The 1,121-nt window shown below is 57.7% G+C and carries 1 protein-coding gene; it reads left to right on the top strand.

The genetic code is table 11. The features are described 5' to 3' along the window. The coding region (locus DXZ20_RS04795; RefSeq protein WP_250565620.1) for a PEP/pyruvate-binding domain-containing protein at positions 1 to 1,121 on the top strand (1,121 nt) is incomplete at both ends.

Below are 1,121 nucleotides of genomic sequence, written 5' to 3'. Positions count from 1 at the left end.
TGAGAGCGCACCTAAGCGATTTAGATATCGACGATGTCACGGCCCTGCGCCACTGTGGTCGAACCGTCCGTTCGTTAATCCTCGACACGCCCTTTCCGCCGGAGCTCGAAGCGGCCATTGCCAAGGCGTACTTGACCCTCTGTGCTGACAGTGGGAATCCAGCGCTGGATGTGGCGGTCCGCTCGAGTGCCACCGCTGAAGACCTGCCGGATGCGAGTTTTGCCGGCCAACAGGAAACCTACCTGAATGTGCATGGTGTCAAGGGCGTGCTGGAGGCGTGCCATAAATGTTTTGCCTCGCTCTTTACGGATCGGGCGATCTCGTATCGCACCATCAAGGGCTTTGACCACTTTACGGTGGCCCTGTCGGTGGGTGTGCAGCGGATGGTGCGCTCGGACTTGGCGACCTCGGGTGTGATGTTCTCCATCGACACCGAAACCGGCTTTAAGAACGCGGCGCTCGTCACCGCCGCCTATGGGTTGGGCGAGAATGTGGTGCAGGGGGCGGTGAACCCCGATGAATATTTAGTGTTTAAGCCGACCCTTCGGGAGGGATATCGTCCCATATTGAAAAAGCGCCTGGGCAGTAAAGAGATCAAAATGGTGTACGACGTGGGCGGCAGCAAGCTGACGAAGAATGTCCCGGTGTCGGAGGTGGAGCGTCAGCGCTATGCGATTAGTGATGATGAGATTTTAACCCTAGTGCGGTGGGCGTGCATCATCGAAGACCACTATACCCAGGTGCGGGGCACCTACACGCCGATGGATATTGAGTGGGCGAAAGACGGTCTCACGGGGGAGTTGTTTATTGTGCAGGCGCGCCCGGAAACGGTTCAATCTCAAACGTCAGCCTCGATTCTGCGTAATTATGTTCTCCAGGCGGATACCACCGACCTGACGCCCTTAGTGACGGGTCAAGCGGTGGGTGAAATGATTGGTCAGGGGTCCGCGCGGGTGATCCAATCGGTGCAAAACATGGCCGAGTTTCAACCGGGGGATGTGCTGATTACCCAGCGAACGGACCCGGATTGGGAACCGATTATGAAACGGGCGAGTGCGATTGTCACCGACCAAGGGGGTCGCACCTGCCATGCGGCCATTATTGCCCGGGAGTTGGGCATT

This window comes from Adonisia turfae CCMR0081, assembly GCF_011009555.1.
GTDB lineage: Bacteria > Cyanobacteriota > Cyanobacteriia > Phormidesmidales > Phormidesmidaceae > Leptothoe > Leptothoe turfae.
Note: the sequence above shows the minus strand (reverse complement) of the source record. Positions and strands in the feature narration are given on the sequence as shown.